This is a genomic window from Microbacterium binotii (assembly GCF_021398715.1).
GTDB lineage: Bacteria > Actinomycetota > Actinomycetes > Actinomycetales > Microbacteriaceae > Microbacterium > Microbacterium binotii_A.
Map to the genome: position 1 here is coordinate 2,975,633 of NZ_CP090347.1, position 25,910 is coordinate 3,001,542.

Below are 25,910 nucleotides of genomic sequence, written 5' to 3' on the forward strand. Positions count from 1 at the left end.
TCCATGGCGACCAAGAACGACCTCATCGAGGCGCAGACATTCTCGCGCCGTCGACTGCTCACCGCCTTCGTCAGTGGCGCGCCCGGCGGCAAGGAGCTCGAGCCCACCGCTCCGCTGCGCGCCGTCATCGCCGCCATCGCTCTGACGGTCGGCGTGATCCTGGTCGGCGTCTTCTGGGGCCTCATCCGTCCCGGCCTGCCGAACGGGTGGGACAACGGCAAGCTCATCATCGTCAAAGACACCGGGTCCCGCTTCATCACGCAGGACGGGGTGCTGTACCCCGTCATCAATACGGCCAGCGCCCGCCTTCTGCTGCCCTCCAGCGACTTCCAGGTGATCGACACCGATCAGCAGAACCTCGAGGGCGTCCGCCTCGGCCCGACGCTCGGTATCGTCGGTGCACCCGACGAGATCCCGACTCCGGGCGGCCTCACGAACACGGGATGGGGCGCGTGCGTCACCGACGACGCGGCCCTCGATGTGCGCATCGGGGGCACGACGCCGCAGGAGGCGACCGGGCGCGCGGTCGTCGTGGATGCCGACGGCGCTCGCTATGTGATCGCTGACGGGCTGCGCTTCGCGGTCTCCACGAACGACAGTGACGCCGTGCTTCGCGCGGCGGGCATCGGAACGCTCAACCCCGTGAAGGTTCCCGTCGATTGGCTGAACCTGTTCACGCCCGGCGCGGACCTCGCACCGCTGCGCGTGTCCAACGCGGGCGCCGCTGTCCAAGGCTCCTCGCTGCGCGTCGGACAGGTGCTGCACGTCACGGGTGAGCCCGATGACAAGCGCTCCCTCGTGCAGTCGGACGGCACGCTCGCCGAGCTCACCCCCCTCGCATGGCAGCTGTACCAGCTGGGCGGCCAGAACTCGGAGGTACGTGAGGTCACCCAGTCCGAGACGGGCGGTCTTCCCTCCGCCGCCAAGCGCGCCGGTGGCGCGGACTGGCCCACCGAGAGCTTCACCGCCATCGACACGGACGACCGCCCCTGCGCCGCACTCATCGGTGACAACGCGCAGACCCGCACGGTGCTCGCCGCGCAGCCGCGCAGCGAGACCGCCACCGCCCAGGTGCGTGTGACCGCCGGCGCCGGCGCCCTGGTCCGCTCGGGCGGGCGCGGCGACCAGAACACTGCGCTCGTGACCCTGGTCGACGCGACCGGGACCTCCTATGCACTGCCCGGCGCGACGGAGGAGACCATCGCCCGTCTCGGGTTCACCCCCGGCGATATCGGCAGTGCCGCAGACGTCTGGATCGATCTGCTGCGCACCGGCCCGGCGCTGACGGAGCAGGCCGCGGGCATGTCACCCGACGGCTCGACGCCCATTCCGACTCCGAGCGCGACGGCGGGAGGCTGAGCGCGTGCGCCCGGCAGAAGGAACCGCTCCGCATCCGATTCGCCGCATCGCCGCAGCGGTCTCAGCGGCGGCGCTCGTCGGAGTGCTGTGGGGTGCATCGCCACCGACCGCACCCACGGCCGCAGCGGCATCGCAGAACGGCTGCAACGCCGCGACCCGCATCGCCCAGGCGCCGCCGGCACTGTCCATGATGCAGAGCGATCTCGCATGGCAGATCACTCGCGGGGAAGGTGTGACGGTCGCCATCGTCGACTCCGGCGTGCTCGCGATCAATCCGCACTTGGTCGACGCGTTCGCCGGCGGGATCAACCTCGTGGGCGACGGCGAAGCGGCCGACGGCTCGACCGACAGCTTCGGCCACGGAACAGCGATCGCCGGACAGATCGCGGCACGCAAACTCGACGCGTCCGGCATTCAGGGGCTCGCCCCCGACGTGAAGATCCTCTCGGTGCGCGTGTTCGCAGGCAACGACAAGCAGCAGATCGATGCCGGCTTCGGACCTCAGGTCGGCAAGCTCGCCGCCGGCATCCGGTGGGCGGCCGACGCCGGCGCGCAGATCATCAACGTGTCGATGAGCACGACGGACAACGTGCCGGAGATCGCGGATGCGGTGGCCTATGCCACCTCACGCGGCAGCCTCATCGTCGGTAGTGCCGGCAACCGCAACGGGGCCCTGTCGCTCGTCGAGAGTGAAGCCGATGTGCCCCGGTTTCCGGCGGGCAACCCCGGCGTGCTCGGTACCGCCGCCACAGACCTGTCCGGCGTCGTCACCGACGACAGCATCCATGGCTCGCACGTCTCGGTGTCGGCACTCGGACAGGAGATCATCACGACGTCGGCATTCGGCGGCGACTGCATGTACGCGCAGGACGCGCCCGCCACCAGCTACTCCGCCGGGTACGTGTCGGCCGCCGCCGCTCTCGTCGCGGCCGCTCATCCCGACGAGACCCCGGCGCAGTGGGCGTACCGTCTGATGGCGACCGCGGTCCGGGCCGATCCGGATGCGCGCGACGACCGCGCCGGATGGGGCGCGATCCAGCCGTACGACGCCATCGTGATGCAGCCCGGCCCGGGCATCCGGGGACCCGAGAGTCCGTTCGTCGACGGCGAGGGCACTGCACCGGTTCAGCCCGCCGCGGATCCCGTCACGGTGGTCCACAAGCCGGCTCCCGACGAGGAGGCGATCCTCTTCGGCACCACGGCGGGCGTGGGCGCACTCATCGCGATCGGCGGAGCCGGCGTGCTCGGTGTGTTCGTCGCTCGACGGCGACAGGCGGCCGCTGCGCCCCAACCCTCCCGGCGCGGCGGCGGACTCTACCGCGACGACGAGCCGAAGGACTGAGCCCCGCTCAGCCCGCCCGACGGAGTTCGACCACCGCATCGCCGAGAACGACGCGATCCGTCACCGGAGCCGACCCGTTCGCCGACACGGCCTGTTCCGCGCCGGACGCATCCAGCACGCTGACACCGTTCGTAGAGCCGAGATCGGTGATCGTCCATCCACTGCCGTCCCAGACCAGACGCGCATGCTCCTTCGACACGGTGCGCGCTTCGTCGGCGACCGCGACGTACTGCACCCCGCTCTCCGTTGCCTTCGGATTGCGACCGAGCACGAGCGACGTAGCGGCAACGGGCACGACCTCGCCCGAAGGCAGCGCGAGCGACCAGCCCGCGGGAACGCCCTGCTCCTCCGCACCGCGTCGCGCACGGCGAGTGAGCGGCGCAGGTTCGGGTTCGACCGAGCCGGAGCGCGTGACGGGAGCCTGCGGGGCTGATGGCGCCTGCGGCGCGGCCGGTGCAACCTGAGCGGGAGCGGGGGCGGCGGCAACAGGCGCGGCCATGGCTGCCGCCGGCGGGGGCGGAACAGCGGCGGAGGGGGCGGCGGGCACACCGGGTGTCGCCCCGCGACGAACCGGGCCGACACCACCGGCGACGGGGGCTGCCGCGGCCGAGGTCGCGGGCGCCGGTGCTGCCGGAGCTGAGGCTGCGGGGGCGGGGCCTGCCGCAGCGGGAGCGACCGGGGGCACGGGCGGCGCGACGACCGCATCCGGGATCGCAGGCGGGCGCTGTGCCGGCGGGGCCACGGCGAACACGGGCGCGGGACGTCCGGGCGCGACCGCAGGTTGCTGCGGCGTGGCCGGAGCACGCCCGCCGGAGAGCACCGCAGCCCACACGGGCGGCAGCAGCACTCCCAGCACGGTGCTTCCGGCGCCGCGGCCGGCCTCGCTGTTGATGCGGTGCACGGCCATGATCTTCAGGATCAGCGCGTAGACGTTGACGAAGGGGACGAGCAGGAGCGCGGCCTTGACGGGGTCGACATTGCCGAGCCGGAAGAGTTCCGCCTCGTTCATGATCGGAACCCAGGCCCGCCAGGGCTCGGTCTCTCGCTCTTGGAGCACCCGCGAGAGTCCGATGGCGTACCAGACGTGCCAGCCGGCGGCGAAGATGCCGCCGAGCACGGCGACGACCATCACGACGGTCAACACGACCGAGCTGTCATCCACGGAATCTCCGTCTCCCCTCGGGCCGCACGCTCGAGGGCCCTCCGTCAACGCTACCGGCCCGCATCCGAGGGACGCAGCCCCTTGCCTTCCGTCAGCGGAGCGACCACGAGTTCGTGACTGGCATCGACCAGCGCCGCCGCCCCGCGGTCGAGAGCGTCGGCCGTGTAGGGCAACGCGATGATGCTTCCGTGCGCGAGGCGATCGAGCATGATCAGGATGCGGGTGCGCCCCGCATCCGTCTCCGCCGTCAGGGTCGCCCGCGCCTCGAATCCCCATGACCGCATCCCGGGGATGAGTTCGACACCGACCGCATTCGAGGCGATGAACCGCAGCGCCGAGCCGGCCTTCAACCGGCGCATCGACGGCGCAGAGTCGACCACACGGTATTTCGCATCCACCAGCGCCGTAGTGAACGCGTCGAGCGCTACCGATGCAGGCGCCGTCGTTCGCACGATCCAGGTCGGCTTGATGAAGACGCCGCCGTCGGTCGGGAAGTGGCGCCTCCCGTCCGTTCCCATGCGCCCGCTCCGATGCCGGCTGGCCTCAAGCGCCGCGCAGGCGCTTCGCCAGATAGCCGTGCAGCGTGTCGAGCGGCACGCGCTCCTGCGTCATGGTGTCGCGATCGCGGACCGTGACGGCGTCGTCTTCGAGCGAGTCGAAATCGACCGTGACACAGAACGGTGTACCGATCTCGTCCTGGCGGCGGTAGCGGCGGCCGATGGCACCGGCGTCGTCGAAGTCGACGTTCCAGCGTCCGCGCAGCTCATCCGCCACACGTCGTGCGAGCGGCGAGAGGTTCTCGTTGCGGCTCAGCGGCAGCACCGCGACCTTGACGGGGGCGAGGCGCGGGTCGAGCTTGAGCACCGTGCGGGTGTCGACGCCGCCCTTCGCGTTCGGCACCTCTTCCTCGCGGTAGGCATCGACGAGGAAGGCCATCATCGCGCGCGTGAGACCGAACGAGGGCTCGATGACGTACGGCGTGTAGGTCGTGTTCGAAGACTGGTCGAAGTACGCGAGCTTCGTGCCCGACGCCTCGGCGTGGCTCGACAGGTCGTAGTCGGTGCGGTTGGCGACGCCCATGAGCTCGCCCCACTCCTTGCCCTGGAACCCGAAGCGGTACTCGACGTCGATCGTGCCGGCGGAGTAGTGCGCGCGGTCTTCCTCGGGAACGTCGAGGCGACGCATGTTGTCGGCGTCGATGCCGAGATCGATGAACCAGTTCCAGCAGGCCTCCACCCAGTGCTCGAACCACTCGTTCGCCTCGGCCGGCGGCGTGAAGTACTCGATCTCCATCTGCTCGAACTCGCGCGTGCGGAAGATGAAGTTTCCGGGCGTGATCTCGTTGCGGAACGCCTTGCCGACCTGGCCGACGCCGAACGGCGGCTTCTTGCGGCTCGCGGTGAGCACGTTCGAGAAGTTGATGAAGATGCCCTGCGCGGTCTCGGGGCGAAGGAAATACAGCCCCGACTCGTCGTCGACGACGCCGAGGTAGGTCTTCACGAGGCCGGAGAAGGCCTTCGGCTCGGTGTACTGCCCCTTGGTGCCGCAGTTCGGGCACGGGATGTCGGCCAACCCGTTCTCCGCCGGGCGCCCCTTACGCGCTTCGAAGTCCTCGATGAGGTTGTCGGCGCGGAACCGCTTGTGACAGTGCAGGCACTCCACCAGCGGATCGGTGAAGGTGGCGACGTGGCCGGATGCCTCCCACACGCGCTTGGGCAGGATAATCGACGAGTCGAGACCCACCATGTCGCCGCGGCCTCGGACGAAGGTCTGCCACCACTCGCGGCGGATGTTCTCCTTGAGTTCCGTACCGAGGGGGCCGTAGTCCCACGCGGAGCGCGATCCGCCGTAGATCTCGCCCGCCTGGAAGACGAACCCGCGATGGCGGGCGAGGGCGATGACTTTGTCGAGACGGGACTGCTCGGCCACGGTGGCTCCAATGGTCGCTGTGCGAAGGGCGCGCGGGCGCATAGGGGATGCGGCGCGGGATCATCCGATTCTATCCGCGCCGGTGCGGCGCTCCGCCGCGTGTTCTGCGAAGGTCAGCCGGCGGGCGCGGCCGCGCACGCGGCGGCGATCCGTGCCGCCACGACACCCTCGGGGTCGGCGAGCGGCGTCACGGCCACGCCGATGGCCGCACCGAGGGCGAACCCGATCGTCGCGGTGGGGTCTTCGCTCGCACCACTCGCCGACGGTGAGGGAGTGGGCAGCGGCGCCGCATCCGCCCCCGCGGGCGCACTCGCGTCCGCCTCGCAACGGATCTGCGGCAGGGACACCACGATCTCCGCGCTCTGCCCCGCCTCGACCTCGATGCTCCCGGAGCCGACCTTGCGGCCGATGCCGGCGAAGCCCGGAGCGTCGATGCGGATGCGGGTGAGCGCGAGATTCTCGTCGGTCGTGTTCTCGACCCACAGTCGCACTTCGTCGGCGCTCTGGGCAGGTGTCGCGGGCAGCAGAGTGGCCGTGATGCCGGAAGGAAGCGCCGTCGCGCTGGGCGCCGGACGAGGTTGCGCGCCGCATCCGGCGAGCGCGAGAGCCGCGATCAGCAGCGCTGCTGCCGTCGCTCCGGTCCGCGCCGCCGCACGGCGCGCGGGCCTCGCAGACGCGGCATCTCCCCCGTTCGACATACCTGCACTGTATCCGGGGGGTGCCTATGGCTTCCCTGAGCGCTCAGCTCTTGGCGGCGGCTTTCGCGGCCCGCTTGGTCTCGCGGACCTTCGTGAGGGACTCGGGACTCGTGATGTCGGCGACCGAACGGAACGAGCCGTCCTCGCCGTACGGAGCGGAGGCCTCGCGCCACCCGCCGCCCGTGAAGCCGCGCTGCTTGCCCAGCAGCGCGAGGAAGATCTTGGCCTTCTGCTCGCCGAAGCCCGGGAGCGCCTTGAGCCGCTTCAGCACCTCCCGGCCGTCGGGGTCACCCTCGGTCCAGATCGCCGCCGCATCGCCGTGCCAGCGGTCGGCGATCTCGGCGCTGAGCTTCTGCACGCGCTCCGCCATGGAACCCGGAAAGCGGTGCACGGCGGGGGTCTGCCCGAACGCCGCGGCGAAGGCCTCCGGGTCGTACGCCGCGAGCGACGCCGGGTCGAGCGTGCCGATGCGGTCGAGGATCTTCAGCGGTCCGGCGAAGGCGGTCTCCATCGCCACCTGCTGGTCGAGCAGCATCCCGATCAGCAGGGCGAACGGGTCGCGCGTCAGCAGCGCGTCGGCGTTCTCGTCGGCGGTGATGTGCAGGTCGGCGCTCATGCGTCTCCTTCGTGGTCGCGGACAGGGGGAGGCGTGCGGAAGCGATCCGGCCGGTTCTTCTGCGGCCGGCGCCGGTTCTGCGCGAGCGGCCGCAGTGCGCCTTCGAAGTAGGCGATCGCCGCCAGGGCATTCACATGGCCGTGGGTGATGTTGCGCCCCACCACGGGAAGCGGGTGGCGGGGGTTCTCGTAGACCGCGGCGATCCGGAGGATGGCGGCGTGATCGTCGGCGCTCATGGCGAGGGCACGTTCGGCGAGCTCGTCCTCCCCGAAGTCCCATAGGCACCCCGCGATCAGCGTGATCGGCGCACTCACCTGGAAGTTCGCGACGCCCTTCATGGCTTCGCGGACATCCGGCGCCCAGGCGGCGGGCGGTTCGGCGCTCATGCCTCCATGGTGCCAGTCCCCGGACCGCGGCGGCAGGAATGGGTGCGTTGGATGGGGACGAGTGCCGGGGGCGCTCCGGGTGCACCCCCGACCTGTTCCTCTGTCACAGATCGACGCCAACGCGTCGATCTGTGACAGAGGAACATCAGCCCGGCACGCTCGCCTGTCAGAGATCGACGCCGAGGCGTCGATCTCTGACAGGCGAGCTGATCAGGTGGGCCGCGCTAGCCAGCCCGGCCGGGCGACCGGCGAGACGGGGACGCGCGGGCAGGACCAGGCGACGGGCGGCACGGGGACGGGCGGGCAGGATCGGGTGCTGGGCGGGCGGGCGACCCCGCAATGCGCGGGCGGGTCAGCCGGCGAGCTCGGATGCGGCGTCGCCGTCGTCCTCGGATGCGGCATCCTCCGGCGCGAGACCGTAGAGCACCTCGAGCGCGGCGAAGACCTCGTCGGCGCGCCCCTGCTCGGCGAGCGCGTGCGCGCGGGTCGTGGGGGTGTGCAGCAGGCGACCCACCAGGTGGCGCAGCGCCTGCTCGGTCCGCTCGTCGTCGCCGCGGCGACGTCCGCGGGCGATCTCCGCCTCGAGCAGCTCGAACATGTGCGTGCGCAGGGCGACGACGGCGGGCGCGACCGTGCGACGCTCGCCGACGACCGTGAAGCGCTGGGCGGCGTCGGCCACGAGGGCGCGTGCCGCATCCGTCGCCTGCAGCTCTTCGAGCGGCGCGTGCACGCGGATGGTCTCGAGATCGAGCAGGTCGGTGCCCCTGACGGTCGCGACGTCGGGGTCGACGTTGCGCGGCAGACCGAGATCGATGACGAGGCGGCGGTGTCGGTCATGGCCGGGAGCCGTCCGCGAGATGGACGCCTCGTCGCCGAAGGTCGCGGCGCTGAGCACGGGGTGCTCGACGCTCGTGCAGGTGATGACGAGGTCCGACAGCTTGGCGGCCGTGGCGAAGCCCGCCGCATCCGCGACGGCGAGGCCGTGCTTGCGGGCGAAGCGCTCGCCCCGGCCCGACGGCGAGTGCACCGTGATGTCGGTGACGCCGCGCTCGCGGAGCGCAGCGAGGGTGGCGGCCGCGTACGCACCGGTGCCCACGAGCAGGACGCGCAGCGTCGCCCAGTCGGCGAACCGCGCCGACGCGAGATCGAGGGCGAGACGCACGAGCGAGCGGCCGGCGCGGCCGAGCGCCGTGCTGTTCTTGACGCCGCGCTGCGTCTCGGACGCGCGCTGGAACAGGCGCTCGAGCTCGGGGGAGGTCGTGCCGTCGCCCCGCGCCTCCGTCAGCGCACGGCGCACCTGACCGGCGATCTCCCCCTCGCCGACGACGACGGATTCGAGACCGGACGCGACGGCGAACAGGTGCTGCGCAACGCTCGGGCCGGAGATGACCTCGTACGAACCGGAGAACTCATCGGCCGAGACGCCCGTCGCGGACTCGATCGCCGACAGCGCCGCCTCGAGCCCCACGGCCTCGGCCGCGGTGACGGGCTCGTCCATGTCGACGTACGCCTCGAAGCGGTTGCAGGTCGCCACGACGACGGCACCCTGCACGCACTCGTCGTGCTCGGCGATCAAAGGGGCGACGCGGGTGGTGTGGATGCTGAGTCGCTCGAGGAGCTCGAAGGACGCGGTCTTGTGACTCGCGCTGACACACAACAGCACCCCTCGATTGTACGCCGCGTCGAAATCACCGGCCGCGGGAGCTTGCGCACGAACGTGCAGTTGCTCGACATGTGGCGCTCACCCACCGGATGGGAGGATGTCGGAGTGAGCTCCACCGGACCCGCCTCCTCCCCCCTCATCCGCGCCCTCAAAGGCGAGCGCACCGACCGTCTCCCGGTCTGGTTCATGCGTCAGGCGGGGCGGTCGTTGCCCGAGTACCGCGACCTGCGCGTGGGAACCCGCATGCTCGACGCCTGCCTGACCCCCGACCTCGCGGCCGAGATCACCCTGCAGCCCGTGCGCCGTCACGGAGTGGACGCGGGCATCTTCTTCAGCGACATCGTCGTGCCGCTGCGCCTCGCCGGCATCGCCGTGGAGATCGAGCCCGGGCGCGGCCCGGTATTCCCGGACCCGGTACGCACTGCATCCGACGTCGCCCGGATCGTGGACATCGACCCGCAGGCGGTCGCCGCCGCGGCGGAACCGGTGCGCGAGGCCGTGCGCATCGTCGTGGACGAGCTCGGCGACACCCCGCTCATCGGGTTCGCGGGCGCGCCCTTCACACTCGCCGCGTACCTCGTCGAGGGCGGACCGTCGAAGGAGCACCTGCGCGCCCGGGCGCTCATGCATGCCGACCCGCAGTCGTGGCACGCGCTGGCCGGCTGGCTCGCGGAGGTCTCGCGCACGTTCCTCGCTGCGCAGACGGATGCGGGAGCTTCCGCGGTGCAGCTGTTCGACTCGTGGGCGGGCTCGCTGTCGGTCGCCGACTACCGCACGTACGTCGCCCCCCACTCGCGGGCGGCTCTCGCCGGTGCCGACGCACCCCGCATCCACTTCGGCGTCGGCACGGGACACCTGCTCACCGACATGCGGCTCGACGGCACGACGGATGCGGTCGGCGTCGATTGGCGCACACCCCTCGACGAGGCCGCCGCGATCCTCGGACAGGGCGTCACCGTGCAGGGCAACATCGACCCTGCCCTCCTGCAGGCGCCGTGGCAGATCGTGGAGGAGCACGTGCGCGACGTGATCGCGCGCGGACGTGCGGCGCGCGCGCACATCCTCAACCTGGGGCACGGCGTCCCGCCCGAGACGGACCCCGACGTGCTGACACGCATCGTCGAACTGGCGCACGAGGAGCAGGTGTGAGCGCGGCGGATCTCGACGATCTCGCCGCGCGGGCCGAGGCCACCCGCGTCGCGGTCGTCGGCGGAGGCGTCGCCGGCCTGGTCGCAGCGCTCGACTTCGCCAAGCTCGGCTTCCGCGTGACGGTGCTCGAAGCATCAGCGCAGCCCGGCGGCGTGCTGCGCGGCGCCGAGGTCGCGGGCCTCTCGGTGGATGTGGGAGCGGAGAGCTACGCGACGCGCGGCGGCACCGTGCGCGCGCTGATCGACGAGCTCGGCATCGGTGACGAGGTGGTGACCCCCGCCGCCGGCGGCGCGTGGGTCGCGGGTCTTCCCGGCGAACGAGCCGCGCCCCTGCCGCGCGGCGGCGTGCTCGGCATCCCGGAGAACCCGTTCGATCCGAGCGTGCGGCGCATCATCGGCTGGTCGGGCGCCTGGCGCGCCTACCTGGATCGCCTCCGCCCGCCGCTGACGATCGGTCACGACCGCAGCCTCGGTCACCTCGTACGCAGCCGGATGGGCGAGGCCGTGCTCGGCCGCCTCGTCGCCCCCGTCACGAGCGGCGTCTACTCGGCCCGCCCCGACGACATCGACGTGGACCTCGCAGCCCCCGGCCTGAACGCCGCACTCACCCGCGCGGGTTCGCTCAGCGGCGCCGTGAGCGAGCTGCGAGGCCGCAGCACCGGCACTCCCGGGAGCGCCGTCGCCGGGCTCCGCGGCGGCATGACCCGCCTCGTGCACGCCCTCGTCGCCCGCCTCGAGGAGCTGGGCGTCGACCTGCGCACGGATGCGGGCGTCACCGCGCTCGAGCGCGACGACGCACGCTGGTCCCTCCAGCTCGAGGCGGAGGAACGCCTCGAGGCCGATCTCGTGGTCGTCGCGACCACGGAGGACGAGGCGCGCCGCCTGCTCGTGCCTGTCGTCCCGACGCTCGAGCCGATGACGACCGCGCCGCCCGTGGTCGAGATCATCACCCTCGTCGTGCACGAGCCGGGCCTGGACACCCCGCCGCGCGGAACCGGCGTGCTCACGGTGCCCGGCTCGCACCGGGCGAAGGCGCTCACGCACGCCAGCGCCAAATGGGAGTGGATCGCGGATGCGGCGGGCCCCGGCGTGCACGTCGTCCGCGTCTCCTTCGGCGCCCAGGGCGAAGACCCGGCGACCGCTCAGCTCACCGACGACGCCGCTGCGGCGCTCGCGCTCGACGAGGCCTCCGCCCTGCTCGGTCTTCGCCTCGACCCGGCTTCGGTCCGGGGTTCGCATCGCGCCCGCTGGGTGCAGTCGCAGCCCGCATCCGTCATCGGGCGCGCGGAGCACACCGCCGCCGCACGCGGAGCCATCCGGGCCGTGCCCGGCCTCGGCGCCGTCGGTGCGTGGCTGTCGGGGACCGGGCTCGCCCAGGTCGTCCCCGACGCTCGCGAAGAGACCGATCGGCTGCGCCGTTCGGCGCTGTGGGGGTCGCCGCGTTCTCAGGAGTGAGCGCACATGTCAACCGGATAACCCGAACGGCATACAGCGCTACGCTGGGCGCACACTCGCTTGATCCACCCCGAACGTGAGGAGACCCCATGAGGGGCAAGGCTGGACTCGTCATCGGACTGGCAGCGGGCTACGTGCTCGGAACGCGCGCAGGCCGTGAGCGCTACGAACAGATCAAGACGCAGGCGCAGAAGGTGTGGAACCTGGCGCCCGTGCAGAAGCAGGTCGGCAAGCTGCAGGAGCTGGGCAAGTCGGCACTGCTCGCGGTGCCGAGCGCCCTGTTCAGCGGCGCGGTGAAGATCACCAAGGCCGTCACGACCGACGGCACCCCCGGTCAGCGTCTGGATGCCGCGCTCGACGCCGGCGCCGACGCAGCGGAGGACGTCGCGGACGCCGCCGAAACCACGGCGACGGCCGCGAAGAAGTCCACGTCCTCCACCACCGCGAAGCGCCCCGCCGCCAAGCGCAGCACGGGCGGCTCCTCGTCGGGCGGGAAGTGACATGACCACCCCCCGCGGCTTCCGTGACAAGTCGGAGAAGAGCCTGCTGACCCTGGTCGGCGAGGTCCCCGAGCTCGTCCGCAACCTCGTGACGGCGGAGATCGACTCCGCGAAGAAGTGGCTCGGCAAGGCGGCGAAGAACGCCGGTATCGGCGGCGGCCTCATGCTCGGCGCCCTGATCATCCTGTTCTGGTCGATCCCGGCGCTCGGCGCGTTCATCATCATCGGGCTCTCGTCCTGGTGGCAGCCGTGGGTCGCCGCCCTCGTGCTGTTCGGCGCGATGCTGCTCATCGCCGTCGTGCTGGCCCTGCTCGGGTACCTGCGCTTCCGCAGGATCGGCAAGGACAACCCCGCATCCCACATCGCCGAAGACGTGCGCGTCGTGAAGGAGGCAGGCGAATGACCGCTCCGGTTCCCGTTCCCCGCACCGGTGTCCCCCTGGGCATCACCGATCCCGTCGAGAAGGCGCGTGCGGAGCTCAAGGCCACGCTCGCCGCGATCGAGGAGAAGGCCAACGTCCCGCGCCGCGTGGGCACGGCGGCCGAGCGTCGCATCGCCCAGTTCCGCCGCTTCGCGCGCGAGGAGCCGGCGGCGGCGACGCTCGCCGTCATCGGCACGGCGGCTGCCGTCGGCGTCATCGTGTGGGGCGCCATCCGCGCCTACGTGCGCTGATTCCCTCCCCCGCACCGACGCATCGCGGATAGCACCGGCCGACGCCGTTTGGCGTCTGACGACGACGGGGTGAGACTGGAGGTCATGAGCTCCGCACCCGAGTCGACGTCCACGCAGTTCACCCTCTGGGCGGTGTTCCGCCGCGACCCCGCGAAGCCCGTCACCGCGACGGACGACACCGAGCTCGCCGCTCTCGTCGAGCTGATCGAGGCCGGTGGCGTCACCATCCGCGGCTTCTACGACGTCAGCGGGCTTCGCGCCGACGCCGATCTGATGGTCTGGATGCACGGGCCTGTCGCCGAGGACCTGCAGCGCGATCTGCGGCGCCTCCGACGCACCGACCTCCTGCAGGACCTGCTTCCGGTGTGGAACGCCATGGGCGTGCATCGCGACGCCGAGTTCAACCGCTCGCACGTGCCCGGATTCCTCCGCGGCGAGCACGCCCGCGAGTGGCTCACGGTCTACCCCTTCGTGCGCAGCTACGAGTGGTACCTGCTGCCGGAGGAGGAGCGCCGCGCCATGCTGGCCGACCACGGCCGCAAGGGCGCCGCGTACACGAACGTCGTCGCGAACACGGTGGCCTCGTTCGCGCTCGGCGACTACGAGTGGCTGCTGCCCATGGAGGCGGACGAGCTGAGCGACCTGGTCGACATGATGCGGGCGCTGCGTTACACCGAGGCGCGTCGCCACGTGCGCGAGGAAGTCCCCTTCTTCACGGGCCGCCTCGTCCCGACCTCGGCCATCGCCGAGATTCTGTCGTGACCCGCGGATGTCGGCACCGGAGCGGGGTGTGAGCGCACCGCTGCGCCTGGGTACTCGGCGCAGCGCCCTCGCGACCGCACAGTCGCAGCAGATCGCCGATCTGCTGGCGACGGTGTCCGGGCGCGAGGTCGTGCTCGTCCCGATTACCTCCGAGGGCGACGTCTCACGCGCCTCGCTGTCGCAGCTGGGCGGTCGGGGCGTGTTCGCGACGCGCCTGCGCGAGGCGCTGCTGGCGGGTGAATGCGACCTGCTGGTGCATTCCCTCAAGGACCTCCCCACGGCCGAGGCACCCGGGCTCGTGATCGCCGCCACCCCGCAGCGAGAAGACGCCCGCGACGTCGTGATCACACGTGACGGCACTCCGATCGCCGAGATGGCCGTCGGCAGCGTCATCGGAACCGGCTCCCCTCGCCGCATCGCCCAGCTGCGGCGGCGAAACCCCGGTCTCGTCGCCCAGGATCTGCGCGGCAACGTCGACTCGCGCCTGTCGCGTGTACGCGACGGAGAGCTGGATGCGGTCATCCTCGCCGCGGCCGGCCTCGCCCGTCTCGGCGGTGCCACCGGCGAGCTCTTCACCGAGCCCCTCGCACTCGCGCAGTGGCCCACCGCTCCCGGCCAGGGCTCGCTCGCCGTCGAGGCGCGCCAGGATGCGCCCGCCGACCTGCTCACGGCGATCGGGCGACTCGACGACGCCGCGACCCGCGTCGCGGTCACGGTCGAGCGGGCGGTGCTCGCAGGCCTGGATGCCGGGTGCTCCGCGCCGGTCGGGGTGCACGCCGTGCTCGAGGGAGATCAGCTGCACGTGCGCGCCACGGTGTACGCCGCCGACGGAAGTCGCGCGATCCAAGCTGAGAGAAACCTGTGCGTGAGGGACGGGTATGCTGGGCCGACGGGCAGCAGCGATGGTGCGAGAGCTGCCGGCGATGACGACCCGATCGCAGGTGCACGCGAAACCGGGAGTGACGTCGCACGCGAGCTGCTCGAGCATGGAGCAGCCGAGGTCTCACCATGAAAGCCGAAGCCATGCACGAAGAGCCCCGACGGCACGAAGCCGCCAAGCCCCTGACGGGCTGGCGCGTGCTCGTGCCCCGCGGCGGCCCCTGGGGCGACGGGGTGGCGGCGACGCTGCGCTCGCAGGGTGCGGTGCCGGTCGTAGCCCCCCTCATCAACTTCGCTCCGACCAATGACGAGCAGACGCTCGAAGCCGCCCTCGCCGACCTTGCCGCCGGCCGCTTCGACTGGGTCACCATGACCAGCGCGACCACGGTCGACGTGCTCTTCGCCTATCGCGCCGTGATTCCCCCCTCCACCAAGGTCGCCGCCGTGGGCGAGACCACCGCGGCGGCGCTGCAGGCTGCCGGCTACCGCGTCGACCTGGTTCCCGACCGCGACAACTCCGCCGCCGGCATGGCCGAGCAGATGATCGCGCTCGAGCCCGAGCCGCGCCGCATCCTGACGCTGCGCAGCGAGATCGCCAAGCCCGTGCTGACCCGCAAGCTCACCGAGGCCGGGCACGATGTGCGCAGCGTCGTCGCCTACCGCACGGTGGGTGTGCCCGTCACCGAGCGCATCGCCCACGACGTGGCGTCGGGCCGGATCAACGCGATCCTCGTCACGAGCGGTTCGGTCGCGGAGCAGGTGCAGCTGCAGTTCCCCGACATCCCTGAATCGACCGTCATCGCCGCGATCGGTCCGCAGACCGCGAACGATGCACGCCGTGCCGGACTCGGCGTCTCGGTCGTCGCCGACCGACAGACCGTCGACGCGCTCATCGAAGCCGTCTCGCACTTCGCGCTCCCGCACGCCGCCGACGAGTTCCAGCCGTGAGCTTTCCCGCACATCGACTGCGCAGGCTCCGCCAGTCACCCGCCGTCCGGCGTCTGGTCCGCGAGACGCATCTGGCACCGTCGCAGCTCGTGCTGCCGATGTTCGTGCGCGAGGGAGTGAGTGAGCCGCAGCCGATCGGTTCCATGCCGGGAGTCGTGCAGCACTCGCTCGACTCGCTGCGTCGCGCGGCGGCGGATGCGGCGGCCGCCGGCGTCGGCGGCGTGATGCTGTTCGGCGTGCCGACGGTCCGTGACGCCGTGGGCTCGGGAGCGGACGACCCGGACGGCATCCTGAACGTGGCCACGGCGGCACTCGTGGCGGAGGTCGGCGACGCCCTCGTCGTACAGAGCGATCTCTGCCTCGACGAGTTCACGGATCACGGTCACTGCGGCGTGCTCACCCCGCAGGGCGCGGTCGACAACGACGCGACCCTCGAGCGCTACGCCGCGATGGCCATCGCACAGGCATCCGCCGGCAGCCACCTGCTGGGGCTGTCGGGAATGATGGACGGCCAGGTCGCCCATGTCCGCGCCGCCCTCGACGCCGAAGGCTTCACCGACACCATCCTCCTCGCCTACGCGGCGAAGTACGCGGGCGCCTTCTACGGCCCGTTCCGCGAGGCCGTCGACTCGCAGCTGAAGGGCGACCGCCGCACCTACCAGCTCGACCCCGGCAACGGCCGCGAGGGCGTGCGTGAGGCCGTTGTGGACGTCGCCGAAGGCGCCGACATCGTCATGGTCAAGCCCGCCCTGCCCTACCTCGACGTACTCGCCGACGTGCGCGCATCCGTCGAGGTCCCGGTGTGGGCCTATCAGGTGTCGGGCGAGTACGCGATGATCGAGGCCGCTGCCGCGCACGGCTGGATCGACCGCCGGGGTGCGATCACGGAGTCGCTGCTCGGCATCCGCCGCGCCGGCGCCGACGCCATTCTCACCTATTGGGCGCTCGAGGCGGCCGGCTGGCTGCGCGAGAGCCGCTGACACCGCATCCGATCCGCGCCTCTCCGACGGCGCAGGATGCGGCGAGATCCTCGGAAGGACGAGTCATGACCGACCGCAACGACGAACTCTTCGCGCACGCCCGCGAGGTCATCCCGGGCGGTGTGAACTCCCCCGTTCGCGCCTACGGCTCGGTGGGCGGGGCGCCCCGCTTCCTCGCGTCGGCCGCTGGGCCGTACGTGACGGATGCGGCCGGGCGCCGGTACGTGGACCTCGTGGCGTCGTGGGGTCCGGCGCTGCTCGGCCACGCGCATCCCGAGGTCGTCGCGGCCGTGCAGGAGGCGGCGGCGCGCGGGCTCTCCTTCGGCGCGCCGACGGAGGCCGAGGTCGACCTCGCCGCGCTGATCGCCGACCGGGTGCGCGTGGGCGACGCCGCACCCATCGACCGCGTGCGCCTCGTCTCCACCGGCACCGAGGCGACGATGACCGCCATCCGGCTCGCCCGCGGCTACACGGGCCGCGATCTGCTCGTGAAGTTCTCCGGCCACTACCACGGCCACTCCGACGGGCTCCTCGCGGCGGCGGGCTCCGGCGTCGCGACGCTCGCGCTTCCCGGCTCGGCGGGGGTGCCCGCCCCCATCGCGGCGCAGACGCTCGTCATCGACTACAACGACCTCACGCAGGTGCGCGAGGTGTTCGCCGTGCACGGCGACCGGATCGCGGCCGTCATCGTGGAGGCCGCGGCCGCCAACATGGGCGTCGTGCCGCCCGCGCCGGGCTTCAACGCCGCCCTCGCCGACATCGCTCACCGGCACGGCGCGCTCCTCATCCTCGACGAGGTGCTGACCGGCTTCCGCGTGCACCCGGCCGGTTTCTGGGGACTGCAGCAGGATGCCGGCGAGCACTACGCCCCCGACATCCTCACCTTCGGGAAGGTCGTCGGCGGCGGGATGCCGTTGGCCGCCCTCGGCGGCCGCGCCGACGTGATGGACACCCTCGCTCCGGTGGGGCCGGTGTACCAGGCGGGCACCCTGTCGGGGAACCCGCTGTCGGTCGCCGCCGGTCTCGCGACGCTGCGGCTCGCCACGCCCGAGGTGTACGCCCGGGTGGACGCCGCCGCATCCACCGTCGCGACGGCACTGTCGGGCGCGCTGGAGCAGGCGGGCGTGACGCACGCCGTCCCGCGGGCGGGTTCACTGTTCGGCGTGGCCTTCCTCCCGGAGGCGCCGCTGTCGTACGCGGCCGCGCAGACGCAGGAGGCGTGGCGGTATCCGGCGTTCTTCCACGCGATGCTGGATGCGGGAGTCTCCCTGCCGCCGAGCGTGTACGAGGCGTGGTTCCTGACCGCCGCACACGACGACGACGCCCTCGCCGCGGTGCTCGCAGCGCTCCCCGGCGCCGCGCGTGCGGCGGCTGAGGCGAGACCTCAGGACTGATCCAGCGTCGACGCGACGGTGGGGATGCCCCGATCGGTGGGGGTTCCGAGCAGGCGCACCTTGCCGATGCGGATGCCGATCGCACCGTCGGCCGGCGGCGTGTTCTCCCACACGTCGTGCGCTTCGCCGAGTTTCAGGGAGAACATCCCTTCCGCGGTGGGAGTGTCGCGCCAGTCGACCTTGTTCAACCCGTAGCCCTTCCAGTCGGCCAGATGTCCTGCGAGCGACGCGCCCGCATCACCGCCTCGGCGATCTCGATGGCGGGCGGCGGGGTCGCGTCCTCCCACGTCCACCCGCGAGCCTCGAACACCGGGCGCGTGACGCGGCGAGCTGCCGCATCCGCCTCGCGGCGCTTCTTCCCGAACGGCAGCATGCGCGTAGCGTAACGGCCCGCCGCGGGCGACGCGCTCTGGGAGAATCACGGGATGGCACAGAGCGAGCAACCCCGGGTCGTCGTCATCGCGGGAGGCGTGGGCGGATCCACGTTCAGCGAGGGGATGCGGGCGGAGCTGGCCCGCCGCGGCGCTGAGCCCGCGACGATCATCGTCAACACGGGCGACGATCTGTGGCTGTCCGGTGTGCGCCTGCAGCCGGACATCGACTCGGTGCTCTACCGCCTCGCGGGACAGAACGACACGGTGCGCGGCTGGGGCCGTGCGGGCGACACCGAGCGGGTCAACGAGGAGCTGCAGGCCTGGGGAGCGGGCTGGCCATGGTTCACCCTCGGCGACCTGGACCTCGGCACGCACCTCGCACGGACCGGGTGGCTGCGCGGCGGCGCCACGGTTTCCGAGGTCGTCGCACGGCTGTCCGAACGGTGGCCGCTGGGCGTGCGCCTGCTGCCGATGACCGACGCCGAGGTCGACACCCACGTGCTTCTCGAGGACGGCGGGCGCCTCCACTTCCAGGAGTGGTGGACGCGCCACCGCGCCACGCTCGCGCCCCGCGCCTTCGAGAACCCCGGAATGGACGCGGCCGCCCCCGCGCCCGGCGTGGTCGAAGCCATCGCGCAGGCCGACGTCGTCGTGCTCGCCCCCTCCAACCCCGTGGTCTCGATCGGACCCGTACTCGCCGTCCCCGGCATCCGAGAAGCACTGTCCACGACCTCGGCCCGGGTCGTCGGCGTCTCGCCCATCATCGGCGGGCGCGTCGTGCGTGGCATGGCGGATGTCTGCCTCACCGCGATCGGAGTCGAGACCTCCGCGGCGGCGGTGGCCGCCCACTACGGCAGCCGCAGCGCCGGCGGCGTCCTCGATGCATGGCTGCTGGCGGAGGAGGATGCCGACGCCGCCGCATCCGTGGACGCCCTCGGGATCCGGCCGGTCGTCGCACCCCTGTGGATGCGGGACATCGAGGCCACCCGAGCGATCGCCGCGGCGGCGCTGGGCGCCTGATCGACGCGGGCGCAGAATCGTAGCGGGTCTGTGGACAATCCGCGCGCGGGCATCGCACGACGACACCGGGCGTTACGCTGTCGAGACGTGAGAAGTGGGGGCGGCACGACGATGGCAGGCGCACACCGGGCGCTGCGGCGATACGCCGTGGCTGGAGGTCAGCAGTGACCACGCCCGCCGACACCGAGGAACGCCGTCGGATCGCGATCGTCGACGGAGCCTCGCGCCACGATCTCCTGATCCCTCCCGCGGCCAGCATCGCCGACGCGCTCGCGAGTCTCGGCATCCGCCAGGAAGTCGGGCGCGACGTGCTCCTCGAGGTCGACGGACGGGAGGTGAGCCCGCTGTTGCGCGTCGACGACCTCAGCGACGGCACGGTGCTCGCGCTCGTGGATCTGTCTCAGAAGGTGAAGCAGGACCGCCGGCGCCGTCGTGACCCCTCCCGCGGGGAGGCGCCCGGAGCCTGGTGGGTGCTCGGCGGCATCGCCCTCGTGCTCGCGGTGTTCTCACTCATCGCACCCGACGCCGTCCGGGAGTCGCTGCGCTTCCCGTTGGCGGTCGCGATGGGCGCCTTCGCCGTCACCGCGGGCATGGCGCTCGCCGTGCGCGCGAGGGGTGTCGCCAACGGCACCGACGCCGCGCTCGTCGCGGTCCTGACACTGGCCTTCGCCGCGGGCGCCGGCATCGTCCCCGCGTTCCCCGCCGCGACCTCCACGCTGCAGGTGTTCGTCGGCCTGCTCTCGGCAGCGGTGTTGGCGGGGATGCTCGCGCTCGTCGGACGCCCCGCGGGGCTGCACGCCCGCCTGTCTGCCGCCACGACCCTGTTGCTTGTGCTGGCCGCGGTATGGGGCTTCTCGCTCATCCTCTCGCTGCCCCTGGCCGCGCCCACCGCCGTCACGCTGGGCCTCGCGCCCGTAGCACTGCGCATCCTGTTGGCCACCCTCGTGGATGTCCCGCCCGGTATCTTCATCGACTACGAGCGCTACCAGACCACGCGATGGAGCGTGCGCCAGCAGCTGCCCGAAGAGATCCACTCGATCGGTGCCGCCGATGCCCGCGACCTCGTGGCGCGCTCGACCGGGCGCCTCGTCGCCGGCACGTTCGTGCTGACGCTCGCCGTCGCCCTGAGCGCCCCCTTCGCGCTCCCCGACATGGACGACTTCGACCCGCTCGTGCTCTCCGCCCGCATCGCCCTGGCGATCACCGTCGTGCTCGCGCTCCTGCTCGGAGCGCGGCGCTTCTCGGTCCCGTTGCTGCGGTGGCTGCCCCGGCTCGCCGCAGGTGCCGTGGCCGTCGTCATGGTGCTGACCGCGACCCGCGAGGCGAACCCCGTGCTGCTCACCGTGCTGGCGGGCATCTTCCTGGCCGTGGGCGCGATCGCCGCGCTGGTCATCATCCCCACGAGCCGCGGCGCGCAGTCCCTGCGCTGGTCGCGGTTCGGGGACGTCATCGAATGGATCGCGATCGCCTTGTCACTGCCCGCCGGCCTGCTCGCCGCCGATACCGTCGATATCCTGCGTGGAATGATGGGCGCATGAGTCTGCCGCCGCAGTTCACGGGCGAGCCCGCCGGGGTCGGAGCACGACTCGCCGCCTTCACGATCGACGTCGCCATCGTGGTCACCATCGGCATCACCGTCGCCCTCGTGAGCGGGTCGGCCGTCTTCGGGCTCCTCGTGAGCGCCGAGGCGGTCCTGGCCCTGTGGATCCTCCAGGCCCGCACCGGATCCGGTCCCGGCAAGGCCCTGTTCGGGCTGCGCGTCGCGCGCCTCGACGGCCCGTATTCACCCGGCGCGGGGCGCAGCTTCGTGCGCGGCCTGCTGGTGGGCATCGGCTCCCTCGTCTTCGGCGCGGGAGCGTGGGTCGTCGAGGGATCCGCATCCGCCGACCGCTCGGGCCTGCGTCGCTCCTGGGCCGACCGCGCCGCGCAGACCGTCGTCGTCGCCGCTCCGCGGCGCCCCGCGGCGGAGCGGCGCAGCAGACGGCGCTCCGCCGACGAGATCGTCGCCGTCCCCTCCCCGACCGTCATCGCACGCCCGTGGTCCCCCGCACCCGTCGAATCCGGCAGGGCTCGGGGACCGATCGCCGCGCCCGTGCCCCCCGAGCCGCCTGCGGCGCCCGTCACCACCGCCGCCGCAGCACCCGATGTTCCGGCTCCCGCCGCAGCGGTCGCGGGCTGGGCGGGTCCCACTGCCGCGGCACCGGTCGTCGATCAGGCCGACCCGGGCGAGCGCCCCACCGGCGAGCTGCTGCTCATCTTCGACACGGGCCAGCGCGCCCGCTTGCCTCTGCCCGTCGCCGTCAACCTCGGCCGCAGCCCCGAGCAGACCGAGCAGACCGATCTGCTGGTGACGGTGACGGATCCCGACTCCAGCGTCTCCAAGACCCATCTCCGACTCGAGTTCGATCACGCGGGCCTCTGGGTCACCGACACGGGGTCGACCAACGGGACGGAGCTGCTCGACGATGACGGCCAGGTGGTGCCTCTCGCGCCCCACGCGCGCACCTTCGTCGACGACGACACCCGCATCCGGATCGGGAGTCGCATCTTCACCGTCAGCCGACTGATCGGAGCCGCTTCGTGAGCAAGGGACCACGCCTGGCCCCGCCGTCCGTGCCGAGTGGTCGCATCGTCGTGCAGCCCCCGCCGGAGCTCGTTCCGAACGAGGGCGGCAGCAGTATGCTCACCTCCCTGCTGCCGATGCTCGGCAGCGTGGGCGCGATCGTCATGGTGACGATCTCCAATGCCGGACCGACCGGCTTCATCACCGGCGGCATGTTCCTGCTGTCTTCGCTCGGATTCGTCGCCGTCAACGGATGGCGCCAGCGCGCGCAGCGCAACGCCCAAGTGCTGGGTAACCGCCGCGAGTACCTCGCCTACCTCAGCGACCTCCGCGAGACCGTCCGCACGGCCGCGCGCAAGCAGCGTCGCCACGGCGCATGGGTGACGCCGTCCCCGTCCGCGCTGCCGTTCATCGCCGAGGAACGCACTCGCGTCTGGGAGCGCCAGCCCGGCGACGAGGGCTTTCTCCTCACCCGGATCGGAACGTGCGACCAGCCGCTGTGCATCTCGCTCGAAGCGCCGGATCTGCCCCCGCTCGCCCAGCTCGACCCCGTCGCCGCATCCGCGGCCCACCGGTTCATGCTCACCCACGAGATCCAGCCGGATCTGCCCCTCGGCGTCACCCTCACGGACTACGCACGCATCGAGGTCGTCGGTCCTGACGAGGATGCGGTGCGCGCCCTCGCCCGCGCCATGGTCGTGGGAGCGGCGACCCTGCAGGATCCCGAGGACGTCGTCGTCGCGATCCTCGCCGGCCCCGACCAGCTCCCGGCGTGGGAGTGGGCCAAGTGGCTGCCGCACGCGCTCTCGTCGCGCTCCAGCGACAAGCTGGGCCCCGCCCGCATGATCGCCTCATCGCTGGACGACCTCGAAGACCTGTTGCCCGCCGGGCTCCGCGAACGCGCGCGTTTCGCCCGCGGCGGCGGCGCCACCCCGCACGTCATCCTCGTGGTCGACGGCGTCCAACTGCCGATGGGCGACCCGGTCGTCGGCGGCGACGGGATGCTGGGCGTCACCGTGGTGGAGCTCCCCGGTCGCTGGGGCGAGCTCGAGAACCCCGACGTCCTGCGCATCGTCATGCCGGAGGCCGCCGCATCCGATCGTCACGCCGAGCTCATCGACGTGGTGTCAGGATCGCGCACCTTCACCCCCGACACCACCTCGATCGCCGTGGCCGAGGCCACCGCGCGTCGGCTCATGCCGCTCTACTCGAACCCGGCCGCGCTCGCTGAGACGCCCGGTGCCCAGCAGGGTCAGCGCGAACTCGTCGAACTGCTCGGCATGCCCGACGTGCGCGAGATCGACTTCGACCGCACCTGGTCCGGTCGCCTGGAACGCGACCGCCTCCGCGTGCCGATCGGTCAGGACACGACGGGCGCCCCGCTCGTGCTCGACCTCAAGGAGGCGGCCCAGCAGGGTATGGGTCCGCACGGCGTGATGATCGGCGCCACGGGTTCCGGTAAGTCCGAGGTGCTGCGCACGCTCGTGCTCGCCCTCGCGTTGACGCATTCGCCCGAGCAGTTGAACTTCGTGCTCGTCGACTTCAAGGGTGGCGCGACCTTCGCCGGTATGGCAGGGATGCCCCACGTCTCGGCGATCATCACCAACCTCGGCAGCGAGCTCGCCCTCGTCGACCGCTTCCAGGACGCCCTGCAGGGTGAGATCGTGCGCCGCCAGGAGCTGCTGCGCGCCGCCGGCAACTTCGCCAACGTCTCGGACTACGAGAAGGCCCGCCGCGGCGGGCGCACCGACCTCGCGCCGCTTCCGGCGCTGCTGATCGTGGCCGACGAGTTCAGCGAGCTGCTGGCAGCGAAGCCGGAGTTCGTGGAGAGCTTCATCAACATCGGCCGCGTCGGCCGTTCGCTCCAGGTGCATCTGCTGCTGGCATCGCAGCGCCTGGAAGAGGGCAAGCTGCGCGGCCTCGACACGTACCTGTCGTACCGCATCGGTCTGCGCACGTTCTCGGCCGCCGAGTCGCGCACGATCATCGGCACCCCCGACGCCTACACCCTGCCGCAGGAGCCCGGCGTCGGCTACCTCAAGGCCGACACCGACAACCTCGTGCAGTTCCGCGCCGCCTATGTCTCGGGAACGCCCAAGACGAAGCTCACCGGAGGACGCTCGAGCGAGTCGGCCGACACATCGGGTGAGGCCGCCCGCATCGAGGTCTTCACAGCAGCGCCCCAGCCGCTCGAGCTCATCGAGGAGCCCGTCGACACCTCGCGCGACATCGTGTCGCAGCCGGTCGAGGAGCGCTCGACCTTCCAGATCGCCGTCGAGCGGATGAAGGGTCGCGGCCCCGCCGCCCATCAGGTGTGGCTTCCGCCGCTCGAGGAGCCCTCATCCCTCGACGAACTCATGCCCGACCTCGTCGTCGACCCGCGGATGGGGCTGCACTCCCCCGGCTGGCGCGCAGCCGGCGCCCTCACGGTCCCGCTCGGAATCGTCGACGTGCCCCTCGAGCAGCGCCGCGAGAACCTCGTGGTCTCGCTCGGCGGCGCGGCCGGTCACGTGGCGATCGTTGGCAGCCCGCTGAGCGGCAAGTCGACGCTGGCCCGCACGCTCGTGTCGGCGCTCGCCCTGACCGCGACACCGCTCGAGCTGCAGTTCTACGTGCTCGACTTCGGCGGTGGTACCTTCACGGGTCTGCAGCGCCATCCGCACGTCGCCGGCGTCGCCACGCGCACCGAGGCGGAGGCCATCCGCCGCACGGTCGCCGAGGTGGAGTCGATCATCGACGACCGCGAGCGCTACTTCCGCCAGAACGGCATCGACTCGATCGACACCTACCGCCTGCGCCGCAGCCAGGGTGTCGTCGACGACGGCTACGGCGACGTGTTCCTCGTCGTCGACGGCTGGGCGACGCTGCGTGCCGACTACGAGGCGCTCGAGACGCGCGTGCAGACCATCGCCGCACGAGGCCTCAGCTTCGGCGTGCACGTGATCGTGACGGCCAACCGCTGGCTCGAGATCCGCGCGAGCCTCAAGGACCTGATCCAGACCCGCCTCGAGCTGCGCCTGGGAGACCCGACGGACTCCGAGATCGACCGCAAGCAGGCGGCCAACGTGCCCGCCGGCCAGCCCGGGCGAGGCCTCAGCGCCAAACGTCTGCAGATGCTCGCCGCGCTGCCGCGCATCGACGGATCCTCGGATGTGGCGGCCCTCGTCGACGGCGTCGACGACATGGTCGCCCGTGTCGGCGCCGCCTGGCAGGGCCCGGCGGGCCCGAAGCTGCGGCTGCTGCCGGAGATGATCACCCTCGACGAGGTGCGCGCGCAGACCACGCCGGACGACGCCCGCATCCTGCTCGGTGTCGACGAAGCGCAGCTCGCGCCCTTCGGCATCGACCCCCGCAAGGAAGCCCACCTCTTCCTCTACGGAGACTCGGGCATGGGCAAGTCGTCGTTCCTACGGGGCATCGCGCAGGAGATCATGCGCAAATACGGTCCGACCGAGGCGAAGATCTTCGCGGTCGACTACCGTCGCTCGCTGCTCGGCGAGATCCCGCAGGAGTACCTGGGCGCCTACCTCACCTCGCACGAGCCCGCCACGAGCGGTCTCGCCGAGCTCGCCCAGTTCTTCTCGAGCCGCATCCCCGGGCCGGACGTGACCCCCGAACAGTTGCGCGAGCGCAGCTGGTGGAAGGGCGCCGAGGGCTTCGTGCTGGTCGACGACTACGACCTCGTCGCGACGAGCCAGGGCAACCCTCTCGCCGTGCTGCAGCCGCTGCTGGCGCAGGCCGGCGACCTGGGCCTGCACGTGATCCTGACCCGACGCACCGGCGGTGCGAGCCGCGCAGCCTACGACCCGATCATCCAGCGCTTCACCGATCTGGGTGTCACCGGCATCCTGCTCGGCGGAAACCCTGAGGAGGGTCCGCTGATCGGTCGTGTCAAGGCCGCTCCTGCGGCACCGGGTCGCGCGCAGATCGTGAGCCGCGAGCAGGGGCTGCTCTCCGCCCAGCTGGCCTTCTCCCCCTCCCACCACTGACCCCCGGGGTCGCCCTCGCGGCACTCCATTCCCGCGAGACTGCATCTCCCGCACGAGATCACTGTCATTAC

Annotated in this window: 25 protein-coding genes; 16 read left to right on the forward strand and 9 right to left on the reverse strand. The window is 71.8% G+C overall.

The features are described 5' to 3' along the window. Positions 1–3: 3 nt before the first annotated feature. Both eccB and LXM64_RS14410 read left to right on the forward strand, forming a co-directional pair. Positions 4–1,359: a type VII secretion protein EccB gene (gene eccB, locus LXM64_RS14405; RefSeq protein WP_234073809.1), complete on the forward strand. Its 1,356-nt coding sequence runs from the start codon at positions 4–6 to the stop codon at positions 1,357–1,359. 4 nt (positions 1,360–1,363) lie between these two features. After that, the gene (locus tag LXM64_RS14410) at positions 1,364–2,701 is read left to right on the forward strand and encodes a S8 family serine peptidase (RefSeq protein ID WP_234073810.1); all 1,338 of its coding nucleotides are present in this window, start codon (positions 1,364–1,366) and stop codon (positions 2,699–2,701) included. A gap of 7 nt (positions 2,702–2,708) precedes the next feature. On the opposite strand, the gene LXM64_RS14415 is transcribed toward LXM64_RS14410, so the two are convergent. The 7 genes from LXM64_RS14415 to LXM64_RS14445 all read right to left on the reverse strand — a co-directional run bounded on the left by LXM64_RS14415 (position 2,709) and on the right by LXM64_RS14445 (position 9,155). Continuing rightward, positions 2,709–3,863, reverse strand: a complete 1,155-nt coding sequence (locus tag LXM64_RS14415) for an FHA domain-containing protein (RefSeq protein ID WP_234073811.1) — start codon at positions 3,861–3,863, stop codon at positions 2,709–2,711. A 50-nt stretch (positions 3,864–3,913) separates the two neighbouring features. Next, positions 3,914–4,381 (reverse strand): hypothetical protein, encoded by a 468-nt coding sequence (locus tag LXM64_RS14420; protein ID WP_234073812.1) that lies wholly within the window; start codon positions 4,379–4,381, stop codon positions 3,914–3,916. A 25-nt stretch (positions 4,382–4,406) separates the two neighbouring features. Then, a complete protein-coding gene (locus tag LXM64_RS14425) occupies positions 4,407–5,792 on the reverse strand; it encodes a glycine--tRNA ligase (protein ID WP_234073813.1) in 1,386 nt (461 codons plus the stop codon). 113 nt (positions 5,793–5,905) lie between these two features. Next, positions 5,906–6,490, reverse strand: a complete 585-nt coding sequence (locus tag LXM64_RS14430; RefSeq protein ID WP_234073814.1) for a hypothetical protein — start codon at positions 6,488–6,490, stop codon at positions 5,906–5,908. A 43-nt stretch (positions 6,491–6,533) separates the two neighbouring features. After that, the gene (locus LXM64_RS14435; protein WP_234073815.1) at positions 6,534–7,106 is read right to left on the reverse strand and encodes an HhH-GPD-type base excision DNA repair protein; all 573 of its coding nucleotides are present in this window, start codon (positions 7,104–7,106) and stop codon (positions 6,534–6,536) included. Further along, a complete protein-coding gene (locus LXM64_RS14440) occupies positions 7,103–7,492 on the reverse strand; it encodes a hypothetical protein (RefSeq protein WP_234073816.1) in 390 nt (129 codons plus the stop codon). The genes LXM64_RS14435 and LXM64_RS14440 overlap by 4 nt, the downstream gene beginning before the upstream one ends. 352 nt (positions 7,493–7,844) lie before the next feature. Continuing rightward, a complete protein-coding gene (locus LXM64_RS14445; RefSeq protein WP_234073817.1) occupies positions 7,845–9,155 on the reverse strand; it encodes a glutamyl-tRNA reductase in 1,311 nt (436 codons plus the stop codon). A gap of 69 nt (positions 9,156–9,224) precedes the next feature. Between LXM64_RS14445 and hemE the strand changes: the two genes are divergently transcribed. The 10 genes from hemE to hemL all read left to right on the forward strand — a co-directional run bounded on the left by hemE (position 9,225) and on the right by hemL (position 17,893). Further along, positions 9,225–10,304, forward strand: coding sequence for a uroporphyrinogen decarboxylase (gene hemE / locus LXM64_RS14450; RefSeq protein ID WP_137419265.1), 1,080 nt, complete (start codon positions 9,225–9,227; stop codon positions 10,302–10,304). Continuing rightward, positions 10,301–11,758 (forward strand): protoporphyrinogen oxidase, encoded by a 1,458-nt coding sequence (gene hemG / locus LXM64_RS14455; protein WP_234073819.1) that lies wholly within the window; start codon positions 10,301–10,303, stop codon positions 11,756–11,758. Before hemE ends, hemG begins: the two co-directional genes overlap by 4 nt. A gap of 89 nt (positions 11,759–11,847) precedes the next feature. Continuing rightward, the gene (locus tag LXM64_RS14460) at positions 11,848–12,258 is read left to right on the forward strand and encodes a hypothetical protein (protein WP_234073820.1); all 411 of its coding nucleotides are present in this window, start codon (positions 11,848–11,850) and stop codon (positions 12,256–12,258) included. 1 nt (position 12,259) lies between these two features. Then, positions 12,260–12,661 (forward strand): phage holin family protein, encoded by a 402-nt coding sequence (locus LXM64_RS14465; protein ID WP_137418792.1) that lies wholly within the window; start codon positions 12,260–12,262, stop codon positions 12,659–12,661. After that, the gene (locus LXM64_RS14470; protein ID WP_234073821.1) at positions 12,658–12,930 is read left to right on the forward strand and encodes a DUF3618 domain-containing protein; all 273 of its coding nucleotides are present in this window, start codon (positions 12,658–12,660) and stop codon (positions 12,928–12,930) included. Before LXM64_RS14465 ends, LXM64_RS14470 begins: the two co-directional genes overlap by 4 nt. A gap of 84 nt (positions 12,931–13,014) precedes the next feature. Further along, positions 13,015–13,692, forward strand: a complete 678-nt coding sequence (gene hemQ, locus LXM64_RS14475) for a hydrogen peroxide-dependent heme synthase (RefSeq protein WP_137418790.1) — start codon at positions 13,015–13,017, stop codon at positions 13,690–13,692. 28 nt (positions 13,693–13,720) lie between these two features. After that, positions 13,721–14,704 carry a hydroxymethylbilane synthase gene (gene hemC, locus LXM64_RS14480; RefSeq protein ID WP_234073822.1) on the forward strand — a complete coding sequence of 328 codons (984 nt, stop codon included), beginning with the start codon at positions 13,721–13,723 and terminating at the stop codon, positions 14,702–14,704. A gap of 11 nt (positions 14,705–14,715) precedes the next feature. After that, positions 14,716–15,519, forward strand: a complete 804-nt coding sequence (locus LXM64_RS14485; RefSeq protein ID WP_137418788.1) for a uroporphyrinogen-III synthase — start codon at positions 14,716–14,718, stop codon at positions 15,517–15,519. Beyond that, positions 15,516–16,499: a porphobilinogen synthase gene (gene hemB, locus LXM64_RS14490; protein ID WP_234073823.1), complete on the forward strand. Its 984-nt coding sequence runs from the start codon at positions 15,516–15,518 to the stop codon at positions 16,497–16,499. Before LXM64_RS14485 ends, hemB begins: the two co-directional genes overlap by 4 nt. 65 nt (positions 16,500–16,564) lie before the next feature. Further along, positions 16,565–17,893, forward strand: coding sequence for a glutamate-1-semialdehyde 2,1-aminomutase (hemL, locus tag LXM64_RS14495; RefSeq protein WP_234073824.1), 1,329 nt, complete (start codon positions 16,565–16,567; stop codon positions 17,891–17,893). Here hemL and LXM64_RS14500 read toward each other — a convergent pair. Both LXM64_RS14500 and LXM64_RS14505 read right to left on the reverse strand, forming a co-directional pair. Next, positions 17,884–18,081, reverse strand: coding sequence for a hypothetical protein (locus LXM64_RS14500; RefSeq protein ID WP_234073825.1), 198 nt, complete (start codon positions 18,079–18,081; stop codon positions 17,884–17,886). The two genes, hemL and LXM64_RS14500, sit on opposite strands and share 10 nt — an antisense overlap. Next, on the reverse strand, positions 18,078–18,266 hold the full coding sequence (locus LXM64_RS14505; protein ID WP_234073826.1) for a hypothetical protein: 189 nt from the start codon (positions 18,264–18,266) through the stop codon (positions 18,078–18,080). The genes LXM64_RS14500 and LXM64_RS14505 overlap by 4 nt, the downstream gene beginning before the upstream one ends. 52 nt (positions 18,267–18,318) lie before the next feature. On the opposite strand from LXM64_RS14505, the gene cofD reads away from it, so the two are divergent. The 4 genes from cofD (at position 18,319) to eccCa (ending at position 25,839) form a co-directional block, all read left to right on the forward strand. Then, the gene (cofD, locus tag LXM64_RS14510) at positions 18,319–19,287 is read left to right on the forward strand and encodes a 2-phospho-L-lactate transferase (RefSeq protein ID WP_234073827.1); all 969 of its coding nucleotides are present in this window, start codon (positions 18,319–18,321) and stop codon (positions 19,285–19,287) included. A gap of 164 nt (positions 19,288–19,451) precedes the next feature. Next, positions 19,452–20,825 (forward strand): hypothetical protein, encoded by a 1,374-nt coding sequence (locus LXM64_RS14515; RefSeq protein ID WP_234073828.1) that lies wholly within the window; start codon positions 19,452–19,454, stop codon positions 20,823–20,825. Then, the gene (locus LXM64_RS14520) at positions 20,822–21,871 is read left to right on the forward strand and encodes an RDD family protein (protein WP_234073829.1); all 1,050 of its coding nucleotides are present in this window, start codon (positions 20,822–20,824) and stop codon (positions 21,869–21,871) included. Before LXM64_RS14515 ends, LXM64_RS14520 begins: the two co-directional genes overlap by 4 nt. Then, on the forward strand, positions 21,868–25,839 hold the full coding sequence (gene eccCa, locus LXM64_RS14525) for a type VII secretion protein EccCa (RefSeq protein ID WP_234073830.1): 3,972 nt from the start codon (positions 21,868–21,870) through the stop codon (positions 25,837–25,839). The genes LXM64_RS14520 and eccCa overlap by 4 nt, the downstream gene beginning before the upstream one ends. Positions 25,840–25,910: the final 71 nt, after the last annotated feature.

Coding starts and splice junctions, on each gene's coding strand:
- LXM64_RS14460 (WP_234073820.1), top strand. CDS start 11,848: ATGAGGGGCAAGGCTGGACTCGTCATCGGACTGGCAGCGGGCTACGTG.
- cofD (WP_234073827.1), top strand. CDS start 18,319: ATGGCACAGAGCGAGCAACCCCGGGTCGTCGTCATCGCGGGAGGCGTG.
- LXM64_RS14440 (WP_234073816.1), bottom strand. CDS start 7,492: ATGAGCGCCGAACCGCCCGCCGCCTGGGCGCCGGATGTCCGCGAAGCC.
- LXM64_RS14435 (WP_234073815.1), bottom strand. CDS start 7,106: ATGAGCGCCGACCTGCACATCACCGCCGACGAGAACGCCGACGCGCTG.
- hemQ (WP_137418790.1), top strand. CDS start 13,015: ATGAGCTCCGCACCCGAGTCGACGTCCACGCAGTTCACCCTCTGGGCG.
- LXM64_RS14420 (WP_234073812.1), bottom strand. CDS start 4,381: ATGGGAACGGACGGGAGGCGCCACTTCCCGACCGACGGCGGCGTCTTC.
- LXM64_RS14470 (WP_234073821.1), top strand. CDS start 12,658: ATGACCGCTCCGGTTCCCGTTCCCCGCACCGGTGTCCCCCTGGGCATC.
- LXM64_RS14430 (WP_234073814.1), bottom strand. CDS start 6,490: ATGTCGAACGGGGGAGATGCCGCGTCTGCGAGGCCCGCGCGCCGTGCG.
- LXM64_RS14465 (WP_137418792.1), top strand. CDS start 12,260: ATGACCACCCCCCGCGGCTTCCGTGACAAGTCGGAGAAGAGCCTGCTG.
- LXM64_RS14520 (WP_234073829.1), top strand. CDS start 20,822: ATGAGTCTGCCGCCGCAGTTCACGGGCGAGCCCGCCGGGGTCGGAGCA.
- LXM64_RS14505 (WP_234073826.1), bottom strand. CDS start 18,266: ATGCTGCCGTTCGGGAAGAAGCGCCGCGAGGCGGATGCGGCAGCTCGC.
- eccB (WP_234073809.1), top strand. CDS start 4: ATGGCGACCAAGAACGACCTCATCGAGGCGCAGACATTCTCGCGCCGT.
- hemE (WP_137419265.1), top strand. CDS start 9,225: ATGTGGCGCTCACCCACCGGATGGGAGGATGTCGGAGTGAGCTCCACC.
- hemL (WP_234073824.1), top strand. CDS start 16,565: ATGACCGACCGCAACGACGAACTCTTCGCGCACGCCCGCGAGGTCATC.
- LXM64_RS14485 (WP_137418788.1), top strand. CDS start 14,716: ATGCACGAAGAGCCCCGACGGCACGAAGCCGCCAAGCCCCTGACGGGC.